The sequence below is a fragment of the Desulfuromonas sp. genome (assembly GCF_002868845.1).
Lineage (GTDB): Bacteria > Desulfobacterota > Desulfuromonadia > Desulfuromonadales > BM501 > BM501.
Genome location: NZ_PKUB01000041.1, coordinates 206,273 through 225,339, shown reverse-complemented (window position 1 = coordinate 225,339; position 19,067 = coordinate 206,273). Strand labels below are relative to the sequence as shown.

Sequence of the window (19,067 nt, the reverse complement as noted above, 5' to 3'; positions counted from 1 at the left end):
CGATCGGCATGTCAATTATCTACATACTCCTCGTGCTCCTGATCGTAACGAGGACCTTCGGCGAAATTTCAGAGCGCCTCGGACAACCTGCCCTCCTGGGCGAACTGGTCTCGGGAATCTGCCTCGGGATCCTCGTGCACCACTATGACCAGCAATTCCCTGTCCTCTCTGGCCTGACCGAGAATGAGGTGTTTACAGCCATCACCGACCTCGGGATTTTCTTTTTAATGCTCCTCGGTGGGATCGAACTAAACCCCGTCAAGCTCCTCAAAGCCTCAAAGACTTCCCTTATCGTGGCCACGGGTGGCATGGTCATTCCTTTTGCTCTCGGCATGGGGTTCGCCTACCTGGCACTGCCCCCTTCGGACCTTCGTACTGCACAGGCCCTCTTCCTTGGGACGGTGATGGCCGTAACGGCAGTCCCGGTAAGCATCAAGTCCCTCATGGACATAGGAAAACTCGAAACCAAAGTCGGTCAAACGATCATCTCGGCCGCCGTCATCGACGACACCCTGAGTCTCATATTGCTGGCCGTTCTGACCGGCTTTGTCCAAACCGGCACAATCCCAGACGGAACCGCCCTCGCCCTGCTGTTCGGCAAGATCGCTCTTTTCTTTTTGATCGCAAGCGCACTGGGACACTACCTGTTTCCAGCCATAGGCAAGTATTTGGATAAAAGCAAGGCAGACGAATTCGAATTCAGCATGCTTTTGATAGCGGCCCTATCCTATGCCATGCTGGCTGAATTCCTCGGGATGCACTTCATCCTGGGCGCTTTCCTCGCCGGCCTCTTTTTCCGAAGAAGGACGATTACACCTAAAATCTACCGCGATATCCTTGCCAAAACGAAGGGACTGACAACCGGGTTCCTTGCCCCGGTCTTCTTTGCCTCGATAGGCATGCATCTCGACATGAAGGCGATGCAGGTCGTGCCGGGGTTCGTTATCGCGATGATCGCCATTGCAACGGTAGGAAAGGTTCTGGGAGCAGGTGCCAGTGCACGTGTTGCGGGAATGTCGCCCAGAGAATCTCTCGCAATTGGGGTCGGGATGAACGCCCGCGGGGCGGTCGAACTGATCATCGCCGACATCGCCCTGCGTGCCGGAATCTTCACCATGCCGGAACCGGTCCACCCGATCATTCAGTACATGTTCTCCTCCGTGGTGATCATGGCCATTGCAACGACCTTGATGACACCTCCTGCTCTGAAACTGGCACTGCACAAACACTGACACACCTTTTGAACCTAACTCCCAGATATCGGGAGGAAAAGCCCCTTTGAAAAAAATGGCCCATCCAGCGAGGACGGGCCATTCTGCATCTTAATGATGGTCGGTCGTGATACGGCAGGCCAAGCTGATCTGACCACGGCTACCGATGAGATTAGGGATTAAGCCTCTTGGGTCATTTCCGTAAATTCACCTTTCACTTCGAGGGTAATGGTCATGGGCTTGCCGGTGCGGTTTCTCCAAAACCAGCCGTGCTTCCCATCGAACGCTGCTTCCAGCACGCCCTCATTGCTCTCGGATGAACCTTTGCTGTAGTTGAAATAATTGATATTGTGTTTTGCCGAGTCGCCATGAATATCAAAATTGGCTCGCCCGTTACTTGTCTTCCATTTATAACTGACCTTGCCTCCCTTTTCCATTTTGACCTTGACCTCCCTACCCTGATCAGGCTGGAGAGACAACGTAATGCTGTCGGATTTGACTGATTTTTGAACTGAAGTCCCAACGGCACTTTCGAATAGCTCTGCCAGCGGCGCGGCCACCTCTTTGGCCTCCGTTTTCAAGGCCTTGCCAGTAACCATTTCGGCGGTGGCCTCCTGAGCGAGCGAAACCTTGATTTCACCCATCTTGGTCAGGCCAAGAACGGTGCCGACACCGGTTGGATCGATGCCGTACTCGGCGGGAAGGACAGCGGTCACGAGAATGATTGCGGAAAAGGCGATAGCGGCGACAGTTGATTTGATGAGCCTGGCTGCCGAGGGGAGATCGGTGTTGGACGGTCTATTATGGTTGTTCATTATATTTACCTCTGTCATCGATTAAGAAATGAAAAAGCCGGTCAACTGGTAACCCACGAAGATAAAGCCGCCAGTCATCAGAGCGACATTGGCGTTATACGCGTGGCGAGTGAAACCGGCGGTACGCCGCCAAAAACCCATGACGATCAGGATCAGCCCCAATGCGATAAGTTGCCCCATCTCCACTCCAACATTGAAGGCGAAGAGATTGGGGATCAAACCATCCGGGGAGATCTTGTATTCCAGGATCTTGGTCGCCAGGCCGAAGCCATGAAACAGGCCGAAAACAAGGGTGGCAATCTTGGTGCTGGGCTGGAAACCGAACCAGCGCTTATATGCCCCCATGTTGTCCAGCGCCTTGTAGACAATCGAGAAACCGATAATCGCGTCGATAATATAAGCGCTGACGCTGAAATTCATCAGGACCCCGGAAAGCAGAGTCACCGAGTGTCCAAGGGCAAAGAGCGTCACATAGATGCTGACATCCTTTAGACGGTAGAGAAAGAAAACCACTCCGAACAAAAAAAGTAAGTGGTCATATCCGGTGACCATGTGTTTCGCGCCAAGGTAAATAAACGGGATAATCATGGTCCCCGAACTTTCCTGTATATAGCCTTTATCTCCGGCGGTCACGCCATGAGCGCCGACATCAACGACAAGAGAAAAAAATATCGCGACCAAAGCCACAAGTATAAACGAATCCTTAGCCATGGCTCTTTTGACAAAATGTACCATACGTCAACCTCATAAAAAGTTTCACGGAGACGGAACGTATCAGTAAAACTCTGAAGAAAATGTTTCTTTAATTGTCAGGGTGTTCGCTTAAAAGCAATTAGACAAGCTGGGGCGGACCGCGGATAATTCGAAAAGAGACATAACGCTCTTTCTTGGAAGACAGAGCTTGGAGAAAGGGCTCAAAATTCTCGAAATCTACGGGGGGCAGAGAGCAGGCAGGAAGGGGTGCCCCTACAGCGTCAAAGTTTAAACCCGATAAGGATTTTGCCCGTGTGACATTCCAGTCGGTATCTGTGTTTAGGTTTCACCTTTCCAGCCGCCTGAGTGGCACCTAAATCTGCTTCACCACCTTTTCCAATACCTCCCCAAAGGTCTCCAACTCCTCAGGCGATAGCACCGAGGCCATCTCCTCGGTAAGCTTTACGTGGTACTCGTGGTGACTGGTGAAGTGCTTCTGGCCCGCCTCTGTGAGCACCACCCTGTAAGAGCGCCGATCGGTTTCGTGCGGTCGACGTTCAATCAACTCCTTGCGTTCGAGTTTGTCCACCGTCACGGTCAGGGTTCCGGTCGTCACTCCTAACTTTTCGGCCAGTTCCTTCATGCGCAGAGACTTCTCGTGGCCTATGATCTCGATGGCGTGCATCTGCCCGGGGGTCAGTTCGCTGCCCCGCACCACCTCGTGCTCCCAACTGGAGAGCTTCTCGTAGAACTCGACAATCTGCCGAGCCAGCATCTTTACCGTCATCGACAATTTCCTAAGATAGGTGGCTCAGCAGTGAATAACCGGCGAAGAGAATCGTCACCACCCCGGCGCCGCGCATCAGGGCATTCTCCACCCAGTCCTGGGACAGCTTCTCCAGCAAGCGGGCGACGTGGAAGATGGCAAAGATGACTCCCCCCACGGCCACCGCCGTTCCGGCAGCATAGATGCCGAAGATCGTCGTGGCCTTCCAGGCGCTGCCCGAATCGATGGCGTAGCCGTACATGATGGCCACCGTCGGGCAGGGGATGATCATGTTGACGAAGCCGATGCCGAACAGGGCCAGGCCGGTCAACTTCTGCTTGCTGCTCTTGGGGTGGGCGTGCGGGTGCACCTGGCTGTGATCGTGGCCATGGTGATGTTCCTGTTCGTGGACGTTCTCCAGGTCGTGCGAGTGGTCGTGTCCGTGCTCTTCGTCGTGGTGGTGATGAATCAGGTTGGGCTTGATGATCAGCACGGCACCGAGAATGATCAGCAACAGTGAGGTGCCGACGTCGACCCAGTGCTCCAAGGGCTCAGGAATCACCTCCGAGATCGCCCCGAGTGTCAGGCCGAGAAGCAGACAAGCCACGGCCGTGCCGGCCAGAAAGGCAAAGGTCAGGTAGGCCACCTTGCTGCCGCGCTTCCGCCCCACCACGAAGGGAGCAAGCACCAGCCAACTGTGCCCGCAGGGGTTCACGCCATGCACTAGGCCAAGGATAAGGCTGCTTTGAAAAGCGACCCAGAAGAGGCTGTCGAGTTCCATCTGTTGCGGTCCTTTAGGTTGTCTAAAGTTCAATAGACTCAAGGTTGCCCCATCATAGCTTAAAAGTCAAGCTTCTTGACATTCAAGCTAACCACGCCCCATGACTCCTGCGAAACAGAACGGTCACCTCATTATTTTGGGCAACATTACCGGTTCCCACCTCTTCCCTTAGGCGGATGAGGCTTTTGCCGGCTTTTGGGAAATCCGTGCAGAAGTTACTTTCAGCATAGTCCTGTCCCCACCTCATACCAACGCGTGTTCCAACTAAAACCACAGTCCCAACATACTGGAAACTCAAGACATTCCGACAAAAGTCAGATTTACGCTAGCGAGCTTTATACAATATCCTCGACCAGCCTGTCGGATATTCCTCACTGCCGCGTTTTCACGGTCTGGAGGTCGGTCCAGTTTGGACTTTTCTCATCCGGATGTTATAGCTATTCGAAACGCCTCAGAAGATTTCGTCCTGCTAACAACCTGTCGCAGAGTTACGGACAAAACGGGAACTACGGGGAGGAGATAAGAATGGAAGAAGGAAGTTCGTACTATTTCGGAAAAAGATTGGAGTGGAGCTTTGGAGATGCACTCCCCAGGGTCAGGGAGGCCCTTGCAAAGGAGGGCTTTGGAATCCTTACCGAGATCGATGTCCGGGCCAAGTTGGGGGAGAAGCTGGGAGTCGATTTCCGCCCCTACGTCATCCTGGGCGCCTGCAACCCCAAGATGGCCTATCGAGCCCTGGGGCTCGAGATCAACATCGGGGTCCTTCTTCCCTGCAACGTGATCGTCTTTGTCGACGAGGACGGAGGAACAGTCGTCCGGGCCATGGACCCTGTGTGGGCGATGAAGGTGGTCGATAATCCCGAAGTGGAGGAGGTCGCGGCCGAGGTCAGAAAACTGCTCGGCAGGGCCCTTGAGAGTTTATAACGCCGCAGGCACACGGACTCGAACCCGCAGAGACACAACCTTACCGGGCCCCCTGCAGACATCAAGTCAGCGTTCGCTTCGCTTCGAGTCTCCCTGAAAACCAAAAACAAAAAAAGCCCGATCGCAAAAGCGACCGGACTTGTTTTTGTTTGGTGCCGAAGGGGAGACTCGAACTCCCACGCGCCTACGCGCACTAGACCCTGAACCTAGCGTGTCTACCAATTCCACCACTTCGGCTTGAAGCGAGGGTTTTTATAACAAAAGGATACCCCCTTTGCAACAAAAAAATCGACGGGTCCTGCAGTGCCCTCGCCCGCGTTGACTTGCCTCCCCCCGATGCTAATCTTTAAAGACCCTGCCGCCCCCCGAGGGCGGGACCGTTCAGGCCGAAAGGGGCAACCCCATGCTGCTGCGCCAAACCCTCCTGTTCCTCTCCCGGCGCAAGGAACTGGAGGACTTCCTCAGGCACAATCCGACCGCGCGACAGGCCTCCCGCCGCTTCGTTGCAGGGGAGACCCGCGCCGAGGCCCTGGAAGCGGCCTGCCTGCTCAACGCCGAGGGATTCAAGGTCACCCTCGACTACCTCGGCGAAGAAGTCACCGATGCCGACCGGGCCTCGGCGGCGACGGAGGAGTACGCCGCGGCCCTGGAAGAGGCGGTGGCGGCGGGGATCGACACGGGGATCTCGGTCAAGCTCTCCCACCTCGGAGTGCGCATCGACGAGGATCTGGCCTGGGAGAACCTGAAGACGGTCACCGAGCGCGCCCTGCAGGTCGACCGCTTCGTGCGGGTCGACATGGAAGGGTCCGACCTGACCGAGGTCTCCCTGCAGATGGTCCGACGGGCCCACCGCAGTTGGCCCAACATCGGGGCCGTTCTCCAGGCCAGCCTTCACCGCAGCGACGCGGACCTGGCGCTGCTCAACGAGGACGGGATCTCGGTGCGCCTGGTCAAGGGAGCCTACCTCGAACCGAAGGAGATCGCCCTTCAGGACCGGGAGGAGGTCGACCTCTACTTCATGCGCCTCACCGAGGCCCTCGTCCACAGCGGCACCCGCCCTGCATTCGCCACCCACAACGAGAAGCTCATCGAGTTCGTCATCGACATGGCCGACATCTTCGAGGTGGACCGCTCCCGGTTCGAGTTCCAGATGCTCTACGGGATCGGCCGCGACCTGCAGCGCCGCCTCAAGTCCGAAGGCTACCGGGTGCGGATCTACCTCCCCTACGGCGAGGACTGGTACGGCTACTTCATGCGGCGCCTCGCCGAGCGGCCGGCCAACATGATGTTCCTCATGCGCCACCTGAAACATTAAGCCTCAGGACTCTGTTTTTTCGACCTTTTCCTCAGGTCTACAGGGGCGAACAACGACCGTCCGGTAGCGGTCAACCGTCACCAGGCCGGGCCGCACACCCTTCGGCTTGCGCACCGCCTTTCCCTCCGCCACCATGACCTCGACCTTGCCGTCCCGCTTCCCCCGCGAGTGCCCCGCAGCGATAGAGGCGGCATAGAGGACGTCCTCCTCCGGGACCTCGTCCCCGCCCTTCCCCCGCTTCAGCACCAGGTGGCAGCCCGGCATGTTGTGGGAGTGAAACCACAGGTCCTCGGCCGCGGTCATCTGCTTGCTGACGTAGTCGTTGGTGCGGTTGTTCTTGCCCCAGAACAGGAGATAGCCTCCCGGGCTGAGAGTGCTGCGCACCTGCGCCTCCGGTTTCGCCTGCCGGGGCCGGGGCCGACGGCCGGCCTCGGGGCGCAGCACGCCCCCCTCCTCGAGTTCGGAGCGCAGCGCCGCCACATCCTCAGACTCGAGCGCCTCTTCCAAGGCCAGGGCCACCCCCTCCAGCCACTCCAACTCGGCCTCGGTCTCGAGGCGACGGCGCTCCGTGTGCTCCAGGCCCCGCTTCCCTTTGCGATGGCGACGAAAGTAGCGCTCAGCGTTCTCCTGGGGGGAAAGGGCCGGGTCGAGAGGGACGGTGATGCGTCCGGGCGGGTCGGCGTACCAGTCGTCGAGGACGACCTCGGCNCCTCGGCCATCCCCTTCCGCATCCGGTGCAGATTGCCCAGGAGCAAATCGCCGGTTTCCCGCATGCGCTCGGCCTGCAGCGCCTCGTCACGCTCCCCTGAGATATGCTCCAGGCGTTTGCGCAGCTTTTTGACGGCCTTGCGGACGACCCGATCCACCTCCGTCCGCCCGCCGCCGAAAACTTCGTCGACCCTCCCCTCCCCGAAGAAGGCATCGGCCGCCCCAGAGGCGCTCTGGAATGTCTGGACGTCTTCCGAAGCGATGTGCTCGGGGGTGAAAGCGGACAGCAACGGCTTGCCCTTCAGGGACGCGATGCAGGGGCTGAATTCCCGCTCCAACCAGCGCCGGCGGAACCGGCCAAGAACCTCGTCGGGAGAAGCTCCTGCCTCGACAGCGGAGGCAAGGTCCTCGGCGACCAGGGGGGTCATGGGGGAGACGTTCTCGAGGAGCCATGTGCGAAAGGTCACGTCCCGGGGGATCGTGGGCACTGCTGCCTCCAGGTCGGCGCGCAAGGAGCTTTCGGGGGGCAGGTACGGTTGCCCCGGGCGGATCTCCCTCCCCTTCTCCTCGCTGCGGCGCAGGGCATCGACGATCACCCCCTCGCCGTCGAGCAGCAGAAGGTTGGCCCGCGCCCCGAGCAGTTCGGCCACCAGGGTCCAGCGGCCCTCGCCCTTCTCCCCGGCGAAGACCATCCGCACGATCCGCTCGCCGGCCACCCGCTCGATCTCCAGCAGGCGGGTCAGGCGCGAGCGCAGCAGCTGGCTGAAGCGCGGCGGGTTCTGGGGGTTGGGAAGTTTCGTTTCGGTCAGGTGAATGCGGCTGGCGGCGGGTGATGTACACAGGAGCAGGCGCAGGTTCTCCCGGCCGTTCCAGAGGCGCAACACGATCTCGTGGGGCCCCGGCTGGTGCACCTTGTTGACCGCCGCGCCGCGGAGCGTGTCGCGCAGTTCGCAGACGACGGCCTCGATGAAGATCTGGTCCATAGACATGGATGGAGATTAGACGATTTTGGGGGATGGCGCAAGATGGGAGGGAAGGACGATCCCATGAGACCCGAGCGGCGCCGGAGGGAGGCTCCTCGCCGGTCTAGGTTCCGGGGAACCCTCCCCGGGGACTGGGCCAGCGAATGGGCCTATTTCAGCATGGCGAATTGGGTGTAGGCCAGAAACGCAGCGAGGGTGACAACAAGCGCCAGTATGGCGAATACGAGAATTTTTGACATGGTTATCCTTTTCCTGAGCGGTGTTGTAGAGGTTCGGGTGTTTTAGTCTTCTTCCATGCACAAGGCACCTTCAAGGTCAATCAACTTGTCTTGGATGAAGGCCTGGGAGTCATTGACCCCTTGGTTGTAAATGGATGGGCCGATTTCCTTCAGGAAAAACTCCAGAAGAAAACCGGCCCGCAACTCCCCAATGGACTCACCGAATTCTTCTTTTATATAGATTTGAACTTTTTCGATCGTTTTCTTGGATCGTTCTTTGTCCAGTTCAAATTTCATTCATCACCCATTTACTTCGCGTTGAGGCGTTAAGCGATGCCGGGCGGTGCGAGCATGACCCCGATGCCCCGGTCTGATGGCTAGCCGCAGTTCCTATTGAAATTACTGCATGATCTCTTTGGCCAGCTTTTCACCGTACACTTCAGCAGTACGGATTATCTCTGGGCAGCCAGCGACTTTGCCTTTTTCAAAAATGCCCAAAACGGGGAACTTCCGGCTCACCTCATAACCCAGGGCCTCGAGCGGCATCTGCATCGCTTCGAGAGTGAACCCCATGTCTTCCTTGGTCCGCTGTTCGGCAACGGCTGCGACGACCGCTTTCCGGCCCTGGTTTGCGAGTTTACTGCTCCAGTGACCCGGTCGAGGCTCGGCGAAATCATAGAAACAGTAGAGCCTGTCAATAAAGCCTTTCATCCATGCCGTGACATTGTAATTGTGTACGGGGGAAATCAAAAAAAGACCGCGAGATTCGACGATTTTTTGGTAGATACCGACCATGTCGTCATCAAAACGGGAACATTCGCCGGTTTTTCGACAAAGTTCACAACCGATGCATGGGGTAATTTGACAATCCCTCAGTTGAACTTCCTCTGTTTCAAGTCCGGCTTGATTCACACCCGCGCAAAAGTGACTGAGGAGGACATCGGAGTTCCCGCCTTTCCGGGGACTGGCACCGACAGCCAAAACTTTGGGCTTAATAAGGTCCGCTTTGATTTCAAGTGTCATGTCAGACTTTCGATGTTTTTGTGTGCTTTTGGTTAGTAGAGTAGAACCTCAGTGCACAGTAAACCGTCTGGCGAATTCGGCCTTTCGGCTCGGCCCTGTCCATTAAGCACCTGGCGGTGCCCACGTATTTACCGTTTCCCTTAGTCCCCTCGTCAAACCGTAAGTCGGGTTCTCCCCGTTACGGCTTACCGACGACCTTCCCCGTGTGCTTATCAGCAACCTTTGTCGTTGAAGTCTTCGCGATCAGCCGAACTGGCATACACCCAGTCGCGTGATCATCTCGCCGTGGACCCTTCGATAGCCCCTCGTCTCATCGCTGTACTTCCGCTTCAGAAAGATTCGGATTCGCTCCGATACATAATAGTTCAGCTTCAAGAGCCGCTCGCGTACGGGCCGGATGGCGGTGTGATAGTTGTTCCATCCCCGGATCACCGGGTTCAGTTTTCCAACGATCTCCTCCAGGCTGCTGCCGTACCTTCTGCCGAACGTCTGCTTGATTTTCTCCCGAACTGCCCGCAGGGAACGATCAGACGGCCAGAGGCGGGTAACGTATTTCATCCTGGCTTTGGGCGATTTGGTCGGGGTGCGCCGCAGGTGAATTCCGAGAAAGTCGAACCCGTCGTCGGCACTGACAATCCGGGTCTTCTCCGGATGCAGTTCCAGCCCGAGTCGTCCGAGCATCCCTCGTGCCTTTGCCAGCACCTTCTCACCGTCCAGATGGACCAAGATGACGAAGTCGTCCGCGTACCTGACCAGGGTGCCGGGGATGCCGGATTCGACGAACATCACGTCGAAACAGTGCAGGTACAGGTTCGCCAGCAGCGGGGAGATGACCCCGCCCTGTGGCGTTCCGGCACTGGACCTAACATGCTGCCCCTCATCCATGACCCCGGCTGTCAACCATCCGCGGATCAGCTTGAGCATCCGCGGGTCGCTGACGCGCTTTTGTACCAACCGCATCAGGATATCGTGACGAATGGCATCAAAGTAGCCTTTGATGTCGGCGTCAATGACCACCGTCTTCCTGCCAAAGGTGATCGCGGAACGGATCTTCTTGATCGCCATGTGGGCGCTGCGCCCGGGGCGGAAACCGCAGGAACAATCGAGGAAGTTGGTTTCGAAGATCGGCTCCAGCATCAGCTTGGCAGCCATCTGCACGACCCGGTCCTTGACGACCGGAATCCCGAGCGGGCGCTTCTCGGCTTTACCCGGTTTGTCGATCCAGCATCGCCGCACACTTTGAGGCCGGTAAGTCTTGCCTCGGAGTTCTTCGCCAAGATCGGCGAGAAACGCCTCGACACCGATGACCTCTTCGATGTGCTCGATGGTTTGCTTGTCGACGCCGGGGGCGCCGCGATTGACCCTGACCCGTTTCCAGGCCGTCCACAGTACGTCCTCACGATAAAGCTTGTCGTAGAGGGCGCCGAACCTCCTATCCAGCGACTGTTTCGCTGCACGGGAGAGTTTGCCTTGCAAAGACTGGACTTTTAATCGCATGTTCCTAGCCATAGGGCACTCATGCATCCTTATCTTGCAGACAAACGCGGTCGAAGTAGGGCCGTACGCTCGAGAAGAGTTATGTTGTCTCTTCCGTCATCACTTCAGGGCCCCTCCGACATCCCTCCGCCCGTCACCTGCGACTTGCCGGTTTCATCCGACTTGAGGCGGGCTTTCCGCCGTCGAAGAACGGCGGGGACGGTAGGACTTCAGGTCCAAGGTTCCGTATTCTGTCTCCGCATGCCGATGGCCTTACCCCGGGTCCTCTGCAGGTGCGCGTGCCCTTTTGCTTCCCTGCAGACACTGGCCTTCCCCAAAACCGTAGTGGGTCGGCGTGTATCCCGATTGCACGGGTTTATCCCGCTACCGGACTCTCTCAGCAATTTCCGTCCGGTCTTATCTGACGAGGCTGCACCATTCACTTTATGTTACGGCCTGCGGATTTGGCGAGCACCCCGGGCTGAGTACGACGGCCGTCAGATCGACGGTCGCCTTCGCGGCACAATGTCGGGGCAAGTTCAGCCGCCCTGTTACCAGAACGACCCGCCCCCAGCCTACACACCCAAAAAGGGCAATTGGTGTGGCAATCTCCTTTCAGATTGCGAGATTACGGTCTTGAAACCTCGTACACGGTTCGTGATAACCGGCGGCGACGAGCTGCTCGCCAACCACCGCAATTTTAGATTTTGCTTTTCAAATTTGCACAGACGCATTTTCCGTCCGGTTGATTAGTTTGTTAGACGCTTCTTGATTTTGAGTTGGAAGTTTTGGTAGCAGCTCAAGATAGTCACTAGGTAGATCGATATGGTATCGCGTTGAAAGAGCGAAAAGTATTAGATGCACTCTTGTGCGGAAAATCGATAAACTTTCAACTATTTGCTTGAGTTGTAAGTTGTTAGGGGTTTCTGAAAAATCGCAAGCCACACCTTCCAATGTGTGAGCTTGTGCAAATCCTTTGTCATGTATCCCTGTTACTTCTAATTCACTAAGGCATTCGGTACAACTTGTCCGAAATTGCGTTAAAATTTCGAAAAGTTCGGAACCTCTTGATAACTCAACCATTTCCCGTGTAAGTATTTCTCTGATTTCTTGAATTGAACTGATGGCACGGAGGGGGGTTATAGGGTTTAGTTGAGCAAACCGTGGTGTAATTACCCGCCGATCCTCGCACATGGTAACGACCCGTTCTGCAACAGCGATTTCGTTGACTGGGGGGGACCATGAGATTCCACCAAGAGGTGTTGATATGCCGGTAATACGCTGAAGAATCTTCTGAAATGAAATGAACATCAGGTCTTCCTTTGGTAGCGTCTAACAGGTATTAGGCGAATGCCGCCTTTAACAGATATTGCGAAGGTCCGCTTTTTCTAATATGGCGTGTTTCGCATATCCCGTTAAGGGCGAATCTTAATGATTTGAAGAGCTTTATCTTGGCCGATTCCACAAAGGGAGTCAAGGGCCAAAGCCCTGTAATTTCAGACTTATGGAGTTTCTTCTCCACCTTTTCGGGGTAGAAAACCTGGGACACTCCCCCGTTCTTTCTGCCGGGGACGCCCCTACTTCGACCGCTTCACCCCGACCCGCGGGCAGTGCTCCTGCACCGGGCAGGTGGAGCAGAGGGGGGTGGGGGCCTTGCAGACCTGGCGGCCGTGGAAGATGAGGACGTGACCGGCCTGCGTCCACTTCTCCTCCGGCAGCAGGGCGCACAGGTCCCGCTCGATCTTGTCCGGGTCGGTGTGCCGGGTCCAGCCGAGGCGGAAGGCGATCCGCTTGACGTGGGTGTCGACGACCATGCCGGGTACCCCGAAGGCGTTGCCGAGGACGACGTTGGCGGTCTTGCGCCCCACCCCGGGCAGCCGAACGAGCTCCTCGAGGGTGCCGGGGACCTCTCCGCCGTGCTCACCGGCGATCGCCGCGGCGCAGCCGATGAGGCTTCTGGCCTTGTTGCGGAAAAACCCGGTGGAGCGGATGTCCTCCTCGAGCTCCGCCGGGTCGGCCGTGGCGTAGGCGGCGGCATCGGGATATTTCGGGAACAGGCTTTCAGTGACCAGGTTGACCCGCACGTCGGTGCACTGGGCCGAGAGGATGGTGGCCACGAGAAGCTCCAGGGAGTTTCGATGACGCAGAGCGCAGGCGGCATCGGGGTAGGTGGCCTCGAGCAGGCCGAGCACCTTCAGGGCCGCAGCCGGGGAATCTGTGGGGGTCATGACACCTCGATATTCATGTTTTTCTTGAGCGCGCCGTCTTTTTCAAGCCACCGGGTGGGGGGCGGCGTTCAGCTCGGGGAGGGTGCCGAACCCATCGAGAAGGGGTGAACCCTGCGGCTTATCAACCGTTTCCACAGGCTTGTCCACAGGGGTGCCCTCCTAGCCGGGAGCGATCTCCATGCGGTTGCGGTGGATTTTCTTCAGTTTGAGATAGGTGCGGGGGTCGGTGACCTGCACGGTCAGGATCAGGGGAAGGTGGGAGGAGGCCATGCGGGCCATGCGGGTGCGCTGGATGTGGGCATCGACGATGCGGATATCCCCGCACAGGTAGGCGCGGTCCCTGCCGACGAGGGGAAATCGGGCCGGGAAGGTGGCTGGCCACAGGGGTCGCCGGGCCTTGCGCAGGGCGAGGGCCAGGTCGAAGTTGCCCGCCCCCCAGAAGGTGTCGGCGAAGTCCCCGAGCACCAGGGCCGGGCAGGCCATGGAAGGGTTGCCGAGCAGTTCGGGCCCGAGCAGACTGGCGATCTGGCCGCGGCGGCAGCGCGGCGGCGGCTCCATTCGCAGGTTGAGAAGGTGCAGCCGCTTGCCGCCCACATCGACGTCGGCCCGGCTGCAGCGCCCGCCTTCACCGAGGTCGAAATCCTGAAGTCCATGCAGGGGATAGTAGGACAGAAAAGCGTTGGCCCCGTTGCGCCCCGTGCCGTAAGCACGCATGCCGAGCCGCTCTGAGAGAATCTGGAGCTGGTCCTGGCCGGGGGAGGTGTCCAAACCCTGAAGGGCGACGATGTCCGGCGCTCCGTCGGCGATGACCTGGAGCACCCTCTGGGGGTCCACCCGGCCGTCACCGCCCCGGCATCCCTGAACGTGGTAGGTCATGATGCGCAGGGTGTTCACCCGTAAACCTCCCCCCCACTGCTGCCCGGCCTTTTTTCGCCGGCTCTCAGCGCCGCGGCGGCCGTCCGCTTCGCCGGCGATATATCACTGCTTCAGACGCCGGACGCTCTTGACGGTCACCGGCTCCACCGGCAGGTTCTGGAACGCAGGACCCTTTCTCTGGGTCTGCAGGCCGGCGATTTGATCGACCACCTCCATGCCGTCGATCACCTTGCCGAAGACCGCGTAGCCATAGGCCCTGGAAGAGCTGGTCCCCCGGTGATCGAGGGGGCCGTTGTCCACCAGGTTGATGAAAAACTGGCAGGTGGCGCTGTCCACAACGTTGGTCCGGGCCATGGCGATCGTGCCGCGCTCATTCTTCAGGCCGTTGCCGGCCTCGTTCTTGATCGGGTCCCGGGTCGGCTTTTTCTTCAGGTCGGCGCCGAAGCCGCCGCCCTGGATCATGAACCCCTTGATGACCCGGTGAAAGACCGTCCCGTCGTAAAAGCCGTCCTCGGCATAACCCAGAAAGTTCTTTACCGACACCGGGGCCTTGTCCGTGAAGAGTTCGAGGGTGATGGCGCCGAGACTGGTTTCCATGACGACGGTCTCCTTGGCAGCGGCCGTGCCGGCCAGCAGCAGGGACAGGGTCAGAAGAAGAAGCAAACGAGCCATAACAATCCTCCCTTGGGTTCCTATTCGCCCTCAGATTTGAGCCGGCGCAGCATCAGGTCACTGACCGCCTGGCGGGGGTCCTTGTCCTCGTAAAGAATGGAGTACATCTGTTCGGTGATGGGAACCTCGACCCCGAGCTTGCGGGCGAGCTGGTAGGCCGACAGGGTGGTCTTGACCCCCTCGGCCACCATCTGCATCCCGGCCAGGATATCGTCGAGCTTGCGGCCCCGCCCCAGCTCCATCCCCACGGTCCGGTTCCGGGACAGATCGCCCGTGCAGGTCAGCACGAGGTCTCCCATGCCGGCCAGTCCGGCGAAGGTCTCGGGCCGGGCCCCCATGGCCACGCCGAGGCGGGTCATCTCCGCCAGTCCCCGGGTGATCAGGGCCGCCCGGCTATTGTAGCCGAAACCGAGTCCGTCGCAAACCCCGGCGGCCAGGGCGACAACGTTCTTGAGAGCCCCCCCGAGCTCCACCCCGACCACGTCGTCGCCGGTGTAGACCCGGAAACAGTCGGTGTTGAAGGCCTCCTGAACCCTCCGGGCGACGCCGGCGTCGGAGGAGGCGGCGACCACCGCGGTGGGCATGCCGGCGGCCACCTCCCGGGCGAAGGACGGCCCGGAGAGAAAGGCGAGTTGTCCCGACAGGCCTTCGGGCAGAACCGCTTCGAGGACGTCGGACATGGGGAGCAGGGTGTCGTTCTCGATCCCCTTGGAAGCCGACACGATCAGGGTGTCCGGGCCGATGTGGGAGGCGGCCCCTTCCATCACCCGGCGCATGACCTGGGAAGGGGAGACCAGCACCAGCATCTCTTTGCCGGAGACCGCCCCGGCCAGATCCGAGGTGACCGAGAGGTTCTCCGCCAGGGTGAAGCCGGGCAGATAAAGGTCGTTCTCCCGGCTGCGCTCCATGCCCTCGGCCAGCTCCGGCTCGAAGGCCCAGAGGGAAACGGGGTAGCCTTTTCTGGCCAGCAGGTCGGCCAGGGTCGTCCCCCAGCTGCCGGCACCGATGACGCCGATATTCATGTCGCGGTCTCTTCCTGTGCTCTTTAGATGGCCTTCTTCTTCTTGCGGATGCGCTCCCGGACCTGGTCGATCTTGGTGGCCAGAGCCTCGGCGTTGGAATACCTTCCCCGCAACGCCTCCAGGATCTGGAGTGCCCGGCTCAGCTCTTCCTTCTCCTCGAGCACCGCGGCCATGCCGAAGCGGGCCTCCAGGGCGTAGGGGCTGTCCGGCCAGTTGCCCACCACCCGCCCGAAAGCCTCCAGGGCCGAATCGAGGGCCCCCTCCAGGGAGAGGGTGACGGCGATGCGGTACTGCACCTCGGCCACCAGGGAGCTGTCGGGGTAGTCCTTGAGCAGGCTGTCGAACTCGATGCGCGCCTGCTCGAAGTTGTTGAGCCGGAAATAGGCGTCAGCGATTTCGTACTGGATGCGGTCCCCCTCAGGGGCCCCGCGGTCGAGCAGCTTCTGGTAGCCCACCACGGCCCGGCCGTAATCCTGAAGGCGGTACTTGTAGATTTCCGCCGCCTGCCTCTGGGCCTCTCGGGCCAGATCGGTATCCGGGTAGTCCCGGACCACCAGCAGGTAGGTCAGCAGGGCCTCCGGGTAGCGCTTCAGGAAGAGATTGAGGGTCTCGCCGCTCTGAAACAGGGCCATGGGAGCCAGGTGAAAATCCGGGGCGCTGTCGTAGAGGTCGCGAAAGCTCTTCGTCGCCTCTTCGTACCGCCCCTGCCGAAGCTGCTCCTCGGCCCGGGCAAAGCGCCCGGCGCGGATCTCGTCGAGGCTGAGGAGATAAAAGGCCAGGCCGCCGAGAGCCAGAACCAGCAGCAGGGAAAGGCCGATGGCCCACAGGCGGAAGCTCTTAGAGCCCCTCCGGCGCCTCTTCCGTTCCTCCCTGAGCAGCTGCTTCTTCAGCCTCTTGATCTCCATCTCCCTCGTCCTTTTCGGCGAGTTTGGCCACCGCCACGATCCGCTCGTCGGCCTCCAGCACCATCAGCCGCACCCCCTGGGTGTTGCGCCCGATGACCGAGAGCGCCCCGACCCGGGTCCGCAGGATCTTGCCGCGGTCGGTAATGAACATCAGGTCGGAATCGTCGTCGACCAGCTTGATATCGACCACCTTGCCGTTGCGCTCCGAGGTCTTGATGGTGATGATGCCCTTGCCGCCGCGGCTCTGGACCCGGTACTCGTCGAGCTGGGTACGCTTGCCGTAGCCGTTTTCGGTCACCGAGACCAGGGTCGCAGCGGTCGCGTCGGTCACGACCTCCATGCCGATGATCTGGTCGTCCGCCTCGAGCATCATCCCCCGCACGCCGCGGGCGGTCCGCCCCATGGGGCGGGCGTCGGTTTCGGGGAAGCGGATCGATTTGCCGCCCCGGCTGGCGAGCAGGATATCCATGGTGCCGTCGGTCAGGCGGGCCGAGATCAGGCTGTCGCCTTCGTCGATGGTCAGGGCGATGATGCCGCCCTGGCGGGGATTCGAGTAGGCCATCAGGTCGGTCTTCTTGACCGTTCCATGACTGGTGGCGGTAATGATGAATTTCCCTTCCTCGAACGCCTTGACCGGAAGGATGGTCATCACGTTCTCGCCGTCCTGCAGGTTGAGCAGGTTGACGATCGCCTTGCCGCGCGCTGCGCGGCCGCCCTGCGGGATCTCGTGCACCTTCAGCCAGTAGACCTTCCCCTTGTCGGTGAAGACGAGGATGTAGCTGTGGGTCGAGGCGATAAAGAGGTTCTCGACGAAATCCTCCTCCTTCGGCCGCATGCCGGTCTTGCCCTTGCCGCCGCGCCTCTGCGCCCGGTAGAGCGAGACGGCATTGCGCTTGATATAGCCGCTGTGCGACACGGTAACGACCATGTCCTCCTCGACGATCATGTCCTCGATGGAAAGATCGGCCGACACGGCGATGATTTCGGTGCGTCGCGGGTTTCCGAAGCGTTCCTTGATGTCGAGCAGTTCGCCCTTGATGATTTTGAGGATTTCCATCTCGCTGGCGAGAATTTCCTTGAGACGTTTAATCAGGGCCAGCACCTGCCGGTATTCCTCGACGATCTTGTCGCGCTCCAGCCCGGTCAGCCGGTGCAGGCGCATGTCGAGGATCGCCTGGGCCTGGATTTCGCTCAGGGAGAAGCGGTCCATCAATCGTCCTTTGGCTTCGGCCGAGTTGGCGCTGGCCTTGATCACCTGGATCACCTCGTCGAGGTTGTCCAGAGCGATCTTCAGGCCTTCGAGGATATGGGCGCGGGCCTCGGCCTTCTTCAGTTCGAACAGGGTGCGCCGGGTGACGATCTCCTTGCGGTGCTCGATGAAGTTGTCAAGGACCTCGCGCAGGGTCAGAATTCGCGGTTGGCCGGAGACGATCGCCAGCATGATGATGCCGAAGGACGACTGCATCGCGGTCATCTTGTAAAGCTGGTTGAGCACCACCTGGGGGATGGTGTCACGTTTCAGCTCGATGACGATGCGCATGCCGTCGCGATCCGATTCATCGCGCAGGTCGGAAATACACTCGATCTTCTTGTCCCGAACCAGGTCGGCGATCTTCTCGATCAGGCGCGCCTTGTTGACCTGGAAGGGAATCTCGGTCACCACGATGCTCTCGCGGCTGGTGCGGCTGTTCTGCTCGACCATCGCCTTGGCGCGCATCAGGACGATGCCGCGCCCGGTGCGGTAGGCTTGATGGATGCTGTCCCGGCCCATAATGAAACCGCCCGTCGGGAAGTCGGGACCGGGGATATGCTGGAGCAGCGCCTCGGTTTCGAGTTTCGGGTCGTCGATCACCGCGATCAGGCCATCGATCACTTCGCTCAGATTGTGCGGCGGGATCTTGGTGGCCATGCCGACCGCGATCCCCTCGGAACCGTTAACAAGCAGGTTGGGGAACTTGCAGGGCAGAACCAACGGCTCTTCGAGGGAATCGTCGTAGTTCGGCCCGAATTAGACGGTCTCCTTGTCGATGTCGTTAAGCAGTTCATGGGCGAGCCGGTCCATGCGCACTTCGGTGTAACGCATGGCTGCCGCCGAATCGCCGTCTACCGAACCGAAGTTGCCCTGGCCGTCGACCAGCGGATAGCGTAAAGAGAAGTCCTGCGCCATGCGGACAATGGTGTCGTAGACCGCCGAGTCGCCGTGCGGATGGTACTTACCGATCACGTCACCGACGACGCGGGCCGACTTCTTGTACGGCTTGTTCCAGTCGTTGCTCAGCTCGTTCATGGCGAACAGGACCCGCCGGTGGACCGGCTTGAGACCGTCGCGCACGTCCGGCAGGGCCCGGCCGATAATCACGCTCATCGCATAGTCCATGTAGGACTTGCGCATTTCGTCTTCGATATTGACGCTGACTTTGTTCTGTTCAGAAAGCATTTAGACTTTCCTCC

The 19,067-nt window shown here is 59.3% G+C and carries 17 protein-coding genes, 1 tRNA gene and 2 pseudogenes; 3 read left to right on the top strand and 17 right to left on the bottom strand.

All coding sequences use genetic code 11. The features are described 5' to 3' along the window. Positions 1-8 precede the first annotated feature (8 nt). Positions 9-1,232 carry a cation:proton antiporter gene (locus C0617_RS12765; RefSeq protein ID WP_291317416.1) on the top strand — a complete coding sequence of 408 codons (1,224 nt, stop codon included), beginning with the start codon at positions 9-11 and terminating at the stop codon, positions 1,230-1,232. A 158-nt stretch (positions 1,233-1,390) separates the two neighbouring features. Here the strand turns inward: C0617_RS12765 and C0617_RS12760 are convergent, their stop codons facing one another. The 4 genes from C0617_RS12760 to C0617_RS12745 form a co-directional block, all read right to left on the bottom strand. Next, positions 1,391-2,026, bottom strand: coding sequence for a hypothetical protein (locus C0617_RS12760; RefSeq protein WP_291317415.1), 636 nt, complete (start codon positions 2,024-2,026; stop codon positions 1,391-1,393). A 21-nt stretch (positions 2,027-2,047) separates the two neighbouring features. Then, on the bottom strand, positions 2,048-2,761 hold the full coding sequence (locus C0617_RS12755; protein ID WP_291317414.1) for a HupE/UreJ family protein: 714 nt from the start codon (positions 2,759-2,761) through the stop codon (positions 2,048-2,050). 331 nt (positions 2,762-3,092) lie between these two features. Then, positions 3,093-3,506, bottom strand: a complete 414-nt coding sequence (locus tag C0617_RS12750) for a MarR family transcriptional regulator (protein ID WP_291317413.1) — start codon at positions 3,504-3,506, stop codon at positions 3,093-3,095. A gap of 10 nt (positions 3,507-3,516) precedes the next feature. Then, complete coding sequence (locus C0617_RS12745; protein ID WP_291317412.1) at positions 3,517-4,266, bottom strand: sulfite exporter TauE/SafE family protein; 750 nt, start codon at positions 4,264-4,266, stop codon at positions 3,517-3,519. Positions 4,267-4,791: 525 nt separating this feature from the next. Here C0617_RS12745 and C0617_RS12740 point away from each other — a divergent pair. Further along, a complete protein-coding gene (locus C0617_RS12740) occupies positions 4,792-5,190 on the top strand; it encodes a DUF302 domain-containing protein (RefSeq protein ID WP_291317411.1) in 399 nt (132 codons plus the stop codon). 150 nt (positions 5,191-5,340) lie between these two features. Here C0617_RS12740 and C0617_RS12735 read toward each other — a convergent pair. Continuing rightward, a tRNA-Leu gene (locus C0617_RS12735) sits at positions 5,341-5,427 on the bottom strand. 166 nt (positions 5,428-5,593) lie between these two features. On the opposite strand from C0617_RS12735, the gene C0617_RS12730 reads away from it, so the two are divergent. Continuing rightward, complete coding sequence (locus tag C0617_RS12730) at positions 5,594-6,505, top strand: proline dehydrogenase family protein (protein ID WP_291317410.1); 912 nt, start codon at positions 5,594-5,596, stop codon at positions 6,503-6,505. 3 nt (positions 6,506-6,508) lie between these two features. On the opposite strand, the pseudogene C0617_RS17180 reads toward C0617_RS12730, so the two are convergent. The 12 genes and pseudogenes from C0617_RS17180 to gyrA form a co-directional block, all read right to left on the bottom strand. Then, positions 6,509-7,213: pseudogene (locus C0617_RS17180) on the bottom strand (NFACT RNA binding domain-containing protein); the annotation flags it as partial. Between the two features lies 1 nt (position 7,214). Next, positions 7,215-8,196: NFACT family protein (locus C0617_RS17175; protein WP_365889319.1), on the bottom strand; the 982-nt coding region annotated here is incomplete at its 3' end. Between the two features lie 281 nt (positions 8,197-8,477). After that, entirely contained in the window at positions 8,478-8,711 is a 234-nt protein-coding gene (locus tag C0617_RS12725; protein WP_291317409.1) for a DUF2164 domain-containing protein, read from the bottom strand. A gap of 102 nt (positions 8,712-8,813) precedes the next feature. Beyond that, a complete protein-coding gene (locus C0617_RS12720; RefSeq protein WP_291317408.1) occupies positions 8,814-9,437 on the bottom strand; it encodes a flavodoxin family protein in 624 nt (207 codons plus the stop codon). A 243-nt stretch (positions 9,438-9,680) separates the two neighbouring features. Next, positions 9,681-10,913 carry a group II intron reverse transcriptase/maturase gene (gene ltrA / locus C0617_RS12715; protein WP_291317407.1) on the bottom strand — a complete coding sequence of 411 codons (1,233 nt, stop codon included), beginning with the start codon at positions 10,911-10,913 and terminating at the stop codon, positions 9,681-9,683. Positions 10,914-11,627: 714 nt separating this feature from the next. Further along, complete coding sequence (locus C0617_RS12710; RefSeq protein ID WP_291317406.1) at positions 11,628-12,224, bottom strand: hypothetical protein; 597 nt, start codon at positions 12,222-12,224, stop codon at positions 11,628-11,630. 266 nt (positions 12,225-12,490) lie between these two features. Further along, entirely contained in the window at positions 12,491-13,141 is a 651-nt protein-coding gene (gene nth / locus C0617_RS12705; protein WP_291317405.1) for an endonuclease III, read from the bottom strand. Between the two features lie 159 nt (positions 13,142-13,300). Continuing rightward, positions 13,301-14,035, bottom strand: coding sequence for an endonuclease/exonuclease/phosphatase family protein (locus C0617_RS12700; RefSeq protein WP_291317404.1), 735 nt, complete (start codon positions 14,033-14,035; stop codon positions 13,301-13,303). An 84-nt stretch (positions 14,036-14,119) separates the two neighbouring features. Further along, the gene (locus tag C0617_RS12695) at positions 14,120-14,689 is read right to left on the bottom strand and encodes a peptidylprolyl isomerase (protein WP_291317403.1); all 570 of its coding nucleotides are present in this window, start codon (positions 14,687-14,689) and stop codon (positions 14,120-14,122) included. A gap of 20 nt (positions 14,690-14,709) precedes the next feature. After that, on the bottom strand, positions 14,710-15,711 hold the full coding sequence (locus C0617_RS12690; protein WP_291317402.1) for an NAD(P)H-dependent glycerol-3-phosphate dehydrogenase: 1,002 nt from the start codon (positions 15,709-15,711) through the stop codon (positions 14,710-14,712). Positions 15,712-15,734: 23 nt separating this feature from the next. Further along, a complete protein-coding gene (locus C0617_RS12685; protein ID WP_291317401.1) occupies positions 15,735-16,616 on the bottom strand; it encodes a tetratricopeptide repeat protein in 882 nt (293 codons plus the stop codon). Next, positions 16,549-19,053, bottom strand: a pseudogene (gene gyrA, locus C0617_RS12680) (DNA gyrase subunit A). The gene C0617_RS12685 and the pseudogene gyrA overlap by 68 nt, the downstream one beginning before the upstream one ends. Positions 19,054-19,067 lie beyond the last annotated feature (14 nt).

Bases quoted from the DNA above. Each gene is read 5' to 3' on its own strand.
- C0617_RS12765 (WP_291317416.1), top strand. From the start codon at position 9: ATGTCAATTATCTACATACTCCTCGTGCTCCTGATCGTAACGAGGACC.
- C0617_RS12760 (WP_291317415.1), bottom strand. From the start codon at position 2,026: ATGAACAACCATAATAGACCGTCCAACACCGATCTCCCCTCGGCAGCC.
- C0617_RS12755 (WP_291317414.1), bottom strand. From the start codon at position 2,761: ATGGTACATTTTGTCAAAAGAGCCATGGCTAAGGATTCGTTTATACTT.
- C0617_RS12750 (WP_291317413.1), bottom strand. From the start codon at position 3,506: ATGACGGTAAAGATGCTGGCTCGGCAGATTGTCGAGTTCTACGAGAAG.
- C0617_RS12745 (WP_291317412.1), bottom strand. From the start codon at position 4,266: ATGGAACTCGACAGCCTCTTCTGGGTCGCTTTTCAAAGCAGCCTTATC.
- C0617_RS12740 (WP_291317411.1), top strand. From the start codon at position 4,792: ATGGAAGAAGGAAGTTCGTACTATTTCGGAAAAAGATTGGAGTGGAGC.
- C0617_RS12730 (WP_291317410.1), top strand. From the start codon at position 5,594: ATGCTGCTGCGCCAAACCCTCCTGTTCCTCTCCCGGCGCAAGGAACTG.
- C0617_RS12725 (WP_291317409.1), bottom strand. From the start codon at position 8,711: ATGAAATTTGAACTGGACAAAGAACGATCCAAGAAAACGATCGAAAAA.
- C0617_RS12720 (WP_291317408.1), bottom strand. From the start codon at position 9,437: ATGACACTTGAAATCAAAGCGGACCTTATTAAGCCCAAAGTTTTGGCT.
- C0617_RS12710 (WP_291317406.1), bottom strand. From the start codon at position 12,224: ATGTTCATTTCATTTCAGAAGATTCTTCAGCGTATTACCGGCATATCA.
- nth (WP_291317405.1), bottom strand. From the start codon at position 13,141: ATGACCCCCACAGATTCCCCGGCTGCGGCCCTGAAGGTGCTCGGCCTG.
- C0617_RS12695 (WP_291317403.1), bottom strand. From the start codon at position 14,689: ATGGCTCGTTTGCTTCTTCTTCTGACCCTGTCCCTGCTGCTGGCCGGC.
- C0617_RS12690 (WP_291317402.1), bottom strand. From the start codon at position 15,711: ATGAATATCGGCGTCATCGGTGCCGGCAGCTGGGGGACGACCCTGGCC.
- C0617_RS12685 (WP_291317401.1), bottom strand. From the start codon at position 16,616: ATGGAGATCAAGAGGCTGAAGAAGCAGCTGCTCAGGGAGGAACGGAAG.